6 protein-coding genes are annotated in these 6,341 nt (G+C 45.3%); 5 read left to right on the top strand and 1 reads right to left on the bottom strand.

The genetic code is table 11. The features are described 5' to 3' along the window. The 5 genes from KT990_RS13440 to KT990_RS00910 form a co-directional block, all read left to right on the top strand. Positions 1-177, top strand: a 177-nt coding sequence (locus KT990_RS13440; protein WP_228730822.1) for a phosphopantetheine-binding protein, incomplete at its 5' end; no start/stop codon positions are given. 133 nt (positions 178-310) lie between these two features. Continuing rightward, complete coding sequence (locus KT990_RS00925; RefSeq protein WP_180075765.1) at positions 311-955, top strand: RluA family pseudouridine synthase; 645 nt, start codon at positions 311-313, stop codon at positions 953-955. Between the two features lie 143 nt (positions 956-1,098). Continuing rightward, a complete protein-coding gene (gene rapA / locus KT990_RS00920; RefSeq protein ID WP_180075175.1) occupies positions 1,099-3,936 on the top strand; it encodes an RNA polymerase-associated protein RapA in 2,838 nt (945 codons plus the stop codon). 145 nt (positions 3,937-4,081) lie between these two features. Continuing rightward, positions 4,082-4,348, top strand: coding sequence for a PAAR domain-containing protein (locus tag KT990_RS00915; protein ID WP_218208969.1), 267 nt, complete (start codon positions 4,082-4,084; stop codon positions 4,346-4,348). 139 nt (positions 4,349-4,487) lie between these two features. Then, positions 4,488-5,288: an alpha/beta fold hydrolase gene (locus KT990_RS00910; protein WP_005096624.1), complete on the top strand. Its 801-nt coding sequence runs from the start codon at positions 4,488-4,490 to the stop codon at positions 5,286-5,288. A 366-nt stretch (positions 5,289-5,654) separates the two neighbouring features. On the opposite strand, the gene fabR is transcribed toward KT990_RS00910, so the two are convergent. Further along, positions 5,655-6,335: an HTH-type transcriptional repressor FabR gene (fabR, locus tag KT990_RS00905; protein WP_005096625.1), complete on the bottom strand. Its 681-nt coding sequence runs from the start codon at positions 6,333-6,335 to the stop codon at positions 5,655-5,657. Between the last annotated feature and the right edge of the window lie 6 nt (positions 6,336-6,341).

The following is a 6,341-nucleotide window of genomic DNA, read 5'->3' as shown; positions in this document are numbered from 1 at the left end:
GATGCTCTGGAGATTGATTCCTATGTCGATTTAAGAAATTATGGATTGGACTCTGTAGCCGTGGTGAGTTTGGTCGGTGTATGGCGTGCACATGGTGCCAATATTCGTTATGAAGATGTACGACAGCATGCATCTTTGCATGAATTGGCAGGCTTCATTTTACAATCCTCAGGTTGATACGCTGCGATTGAGCATTTTTATGACCTAAATCGGAAATTTCATCAGCATTTACATAAAAGCGCATTGTAATTATGGGCGAAGCTTTCTATCATGGCCGCCTTGTTTTTCGCGATCAGCCTGGGATTGAACTTTGAGTAATTTTCTAACCGAACATCTGATACATCGTGATGACGATTTTATAGTCATCCACAAACCTGCAGGTTTACTCACAGTTCCCGGTAAAACAGAAGATTTACAAGATTGCCTGATTAACCGATTATTAAAAATAGAACCAAAAACCTTACTGATCCATCGACTGGATCGCGATACTTCCGGCATTCTCGTGTTTGGTCTCACAAAATGGGGACAAAAAACCATTTCCCGCCAGTTTCAGGAACGCCAGACCGACAAAACCTATCAGGCCGTGGTTGCCGGTACACTCGAAGGTGAAGGTAGCATTGAGGTGCCCGTGGTATATGACCCAAGCCGTCCGCCCTTACATATCGCAGATCCCGCACATAACAAGCCGGCCATCACGCATTGGCAGGCGATCGAACACTTTAATATTCAGGAACAAGCCGTGACTCGGGTGAAACTTACGCCAATTACCGGCCGTTCGCATCAGTTGCGTGTGCATATGCAATATCTGGGGCATCCGATTATCGGCGATACCTTATATGCGACACCTGAACAGCAACAGCTCAGCTCGCGTCTACATTTACATGCTGAACGTTTGAGTTTTTATCATCCTCAAACAGATCAGCTGGTCGAATTTTATTGTCCGGCGCCGTTCTAGGAAATACTTCTTGAATCGGCGTGAATTATGCTCACTTTTTAGTGGGCTTTATGTCAAAATACATTGCTTGAAGGTGTGAAATTTTGCTCCAATGACGTTTCGTGATTGAGCCTAATATTCATAATCTTGTACTTAAGATAAAGGTGGAAAAATTGCAGCAATTTGCTATTGGTCAACGTTGGTTATCAGATACTGAAACAGAACTCGGTTTAGGCGTTCTTATTGATGTTGATGAGCGGTCGGTTAGCATTTTATTCCCGAAAAGCGATGAAACTCGCGTCTATGCACGTAGCAATGCACCCTTATCTCGTATCGTATTTAATGTGAAAGATGAATTACAGGATCAGGAAGGGACCAAATGGATTGTAGAATCCGTGGAAGACCGCAATGGCGTGGTGCGTTATCACGTCATTCGTACCCTGGAAGATGGGACTGAAGAACGTAAATCGCTGAATGAAACCCGCATTGGTGCCACCATCCAGTTGTCCAAGCCTCTAGACCGTTTATTGGCCAGTCAGGTCGATTATAAAGAATGGTATGACTTGCGCATTGAAGCGCTGCTGATGCAGGCCAATATGCAAAGCAGTCCACTGCGCGGTTTGGTCGGTTCACGTGTCGGCCTGATTCCGCACCAGTTGTATATTGCGCATGAAGTCGGTCAGCGTTTTGCTCCGCGTGTATTACTGGCCGATGAAGTCGGTCTGGGTAAAACCATCGAAGCGGGTTTGATTATCCATCAACAGCTGAAAACTGGCCGTTCTGAACGCATCCTGATTTTAGTACCAGATTCGCTGCAATATCAGTGGATGATTGAGATGCGCCGTCGTTTCAATCTTGAGTTCTCGTTATTTGATTTGACCCGTACTGCATCAATCAAAGAGCATGATCCTGAACAAAACCCATTCCTGACCGAACAAAAAATTATTGCCTCTGTCGATTTGATGGTCGACCATGAAGATCTGCGTGAACAGGCGCTCGAAGCCGGTTTCGACTTGCTGGTGGTCGATGAAGCACATCATTTGATGTGGAGCGAAGAAGATGGCGGTAATGACCGTTATGATCTGGTCGAAGAACTGGCTGAACATACGCCGGGCGTATTGTTATTGACGGCAACACCGGAACAGCTCGGGGTAGAAAGTCACTTTGCACGCCTGCGTTTACTCGATCCGCAGCGCTTTAACTCGCTGGATCGTTTCCTGGATGAAGAAGCGCAATATCAGCACACCGCTAAAATTGCAGAAGTGTTGATGTCAAATCTGCCACTTGAAGCAGAACATTTGACTGCGATTGAGGCCTTGTTGGGTCATTCAATTGAAGATCATCCTGAGCAGCGTTTCCGTGCCATTCACGAACTTTTAGACCGTCATGGTACCGGTCGTATCCTGTTTCGTAATACGCGTGAAGCCATTCAGGGCTTCCCGGGTCGTGACTGTCAGCCGGCACCATTACCAGCACCGGAACACTGGTCGAAAGATGGTAAGTTGCGTGAGCAAATGTGGCCTGAAGAAGCCCAGCTCGATGGTGCATGGATGGAAGCCGATCCACGCGTGATGTGGCTGATGGAGCGTCTACGTACCGATCTTAAACACAAGAAAGTCTTACTGATTGCGCGTAGCGGGCCAGTGGTTGAAGCGCTGGAAAATGTACTTCGCTTACATGCCGGTATTCGTACCGCGATGTTCCATGAAGGCATGAGCTTGTTAGAGCGTGATCAGGCTGCCGCTTATTTTGCTGAAGATTCGTATGGCGCGCAGATTTTACTTTGTTCGGAAATTGGTTCAGAAGGGCGTAACTTCCAGTTTGCATCTGATTTAATTCTGTTCGATCTTCCTGCCAACCCGGACGTTTTAGAGCAGCGTATTGGCCGTCTGGATCGTATCGGTCAGGAAAACCGGATTCAGATTCATGTGCCGTATCTGGTGGGAACTGCGCAAGAACGTATGTTCCGCTGGTATAACGAAGCTTTAAATATTTTCGGCAACATTTCCCCAACCGCACAAACCTTGCAAGAAAACTTTATTGTTCGCTTGAAAGACTGTCTATTGGCAGACAAAGGTCAAGTGTTTGAAGACCTGCTGGAAGAAGTCAGCGTGCAACGTGAAGCTTTGGAAGCTGAATTGCAGGAAGGTCGTGACCGTTTGCTGGAATACAACTCTTGCCGTCCGGTGGTGGCACAGGAAATTGTCAACGCACTTGAAGACTATGATGACAATACTACTTTGCCGATCTTCATGAAACGCTTTATGGCGTCCACGAATATTGACTTTGACGAGCAAAGTAACGGTACCGTGATCATCAAGCCAACAGATCAAATGCAGGTTCAAGGTTTGACGCTGGATGAAGAAGGCATCACTGCCACTTTCTATCGTGATCAGGCACAAATCCGCGAAGATGCGCAATACCTGACCCTGGAACATCCATTCACTGAAAGTGTGATGGAAATGATCAATACTCAAGGCTTTGGTAGCACCAACGTTGCGGTATTAAAATCTGCGGCACTGCCACAAGGTTCGGTATTGCTGGAAGTCTGGTTCAAGGTCGATGTGGTTGCACCGAAAGCATTGAACTTGCCATCAAGCCTGCCGCAACAATTGGTTCGTGTGTTATTAAGCGAGAAAGGTCAGGATCTTTCACAAAAAATTGCGCCTGAAATTTTAAAACCGTATCTGCATCATTTAGATGGCAACAGCTGCCGCCAAGTAGTGAAAGCACGTCGTGATGTGATTGAGGCACGTTATCAGCAAGCACTTGAATTGGCACGCAGTGCATTGCCAAACTTCAAGCAGCAAGCCAAAGAAGTGTATGGTAATAAATGGCAATATGAAATTGACCGTCTGACCTATCTGAAACAGTTTAATCCAAGTATCCGTGAAGATGAAATTTCACGTTTACAGAAGTTGCAGAAAGAAGGTCTCGGCCTACTGGATGGTTTATCTGTGACGCCAGAAGCCATTCAGGTGATGGTAGTCGTCAAGCCTTAAGTTTTAAGCAATTAAAAAATGCAGCTTTCGGGCTGCTTTTTTTATGGCCGAAATTCGGCTTTTATATTGTTTTGGTCGGGGAATACTGGCCTGTCATTTTTCTTGTGTTTAAAATCAGTCTACTGAATAACAAGAACTAAAAAGTATGTCCAAAGCCTTTATTGGTCTCGGTGCCAAAACCACTCACGGTGGTATTGTGGTGGGAAGTGAGCCGTCTTTGATTATGAATGGTATCGCCGTACATTTAAATGGCATGAAGCATTATTGTCCCAAATGCCAGACCATGGTCACCGCAATCTCCAGCGATTTATCTGTTACTGTCAAAGGACGAGCAATGCTTATCGCGGGGAATAAGACCAGTTGCGGCGCGACTTTTCTAGCCATGCAGCATTTGACGGTATCGCAGAAATAAATCTTAAATTCGTTTAATAAAATAAGAAGAGATGACTTTAAGGTTATGCTTTGAGCGTTTTGGCACTATCATATGACTTTTCAGATCAATAAGCTCATCCGATGATTTCAGGAGGAATACGCGCTGCGTTTGGAAAATAATGAAACAAGCCCTACATTTTACCCATGCCAATGGCATCCCTGCGGCAACCTATCAGAAATTTCTGGACTGTTTCCAGCCTGAATATGAGGTCAAAGCGATTCCCTTGATTGGCATGAAGTCGCAATATCCGATTACGCCAGACTGGCGCTATCTGGTCGATGAAGTCATTGCAGATATCGAGCAGCAATTTCCTCAGCAGCAGGTGGTGGGTCTCGGACATTCCTTTGGTGGTCTGGTGACTTTGATGGCAGCGTATCGACGTCCGGAACTGTTTTCCAAACTGTTAATTATGGATCCGCCATTTATTATTGGAAAAAACAGCGCCATGTTTGAACTGGTTAAAAAGCTGAATCTGAAAAGTATCGATCGCTATACACCTGCAGGAATTACGCTAAAACGCAAGGATCACTGGCCATCGAAACAGGCCGCAGTTGATGCACTCAGATCAAACCGCTTATTTAGTAATTTTGATGAGCAATGTTTTGCTGATTATATCGAGAGTGGCATTCAGCCAGAACCTGAACGCGGTGGGGTGACTTTGAGCATTCCAAAACAGGTAGAAGCGGAGATTTTCCGGACTGTACCGGCATGGTGGTGGCGTACGCCAAGACGACCACCTGAAGTGCCGATTCATCTGATGACTGCAGAGCAGAGCCAGTTTTATCAGCAGGGTTTGCCTCAAGGCATGCACAAGATTTATCGGATCAATTATTCAGTGGTCGAAGGCGGACATATGTTTCCGCTTGAGTATCCGGAAGCGACTGCAAAGGCGGTCAAAGCTCAACTTGTATTGTTGTAATCGTCATAAAAAAGAGACGACTGGTACCACTACTGTTGCACAATTTTAACTAGGCTATAGTTTGAATTGTATGGAGTAATAAAAGCAATTCGATAGTGTTTTTAAATATCTGATATTTATACTTGGATATTGCGCAGCCTCATCTTTCCTTTAAAAGTTTAAATGGATTTGTGCAGGCGCAACCCTACTTTGGAAAGCCCCAAAGTAGGCAAAAGTCTCTTATTACCCATACACGACGTCCTGTCGTGATAGGTAGTGTGTGGCATCCCTGCCACACGCGCGTAACTTAAAGCTAATCACTTTAACTTTGGGACAGTAATCCGTCTAGTACGTCTCTTTTTATATCATTTTACGCAAATTGGAAAATTAACGCAGCTGCGAATCTTCCAGATGGCGAGCGCCTTCCAGAATCATCCGAATCATGAGCATGGTCTGTTCGGCAATTTCCTGGCGGTCTTCAGCCGGCATGTCAATGACATTGGCCCCCATGTTAAACACCAGTTGAGTAATGGCTTTGGCGGCAATATCGGCATGTAATAACTTTCTATTATTCAGGCGTTCCAGACGAATCAAATCATCCTGCAATTCCTGCTGAAAATAATTTAACTGGCGTTCTACAGCCTGTTTATACGATTTTGAACCGGTATAACCTTCACGCAATAACAGGCTTAAATTGCCTTCATCTGCATCCAGCTGAGCAATAAAAATTTCGACCGAACTACGAATAATACTGCTTTGTCGGGAGGCTTTTAAGCGTGCTTCATGCAGAATCTGACGTAATACAATCCCGGCACGATCAATCAGCTCAATGGCCAGCTCATCAATATCTTTAAAATGACGATAGAAACTGTTTGGCGCAATACCGGCCTCACGTGCGACTTCGCGTAGGCTCAACGATGCAATACTTTTTTGTGGACCAATCAGGTTTAATGCTGCCTGAAACAGTTCTTCTTTGGTAATGGTGGCCTTGCGACCGACACTCCGTACGATAATCGGCTCATCAATGCTTTTCGATTGTAGTAGAGATGCGTCACTGCTTATTTTCATTGAAGG

The organism is Acinetobacter sp. F9, assembly GCF_019195275.1.
Classification (GTDB): Bacteria; Pseudomonadota; Gammaproteobacteria; order Pseudomonadales; family Moraxellaceae; genus Acinetobacter; species Acinetobacter pseudolwoffii.
Note: the sequence above shows the minus strand (reverse complement) of the source record. Positions and strands in the feature narration are given on the sequence as shown.

Excerpts from the sequence above, each read along its gene's own strand:
- KT990_RS00910 (WP_005096624.1), top strand. The coding sequence starts at position 4,488 with ATGAAACAAGCCCTACATTTTACCCATGCCAATGGCATCCCTGCGGCA.
- KT990_RS00915 (WP_218208969.1), top strand. The coding sequence starts at position 4,082 with ATGTCCAAAGCCTTTATTGGTCTCGGTGCCAAAACCACTCACGGTGGT.
- fabR (WP_005096625.1), bottom strand. The coding sequence starts at position 6,335 with ATGAAAATAAGCAGTGACGCATCTCTACTACAATCGAAAAGCATTGAT.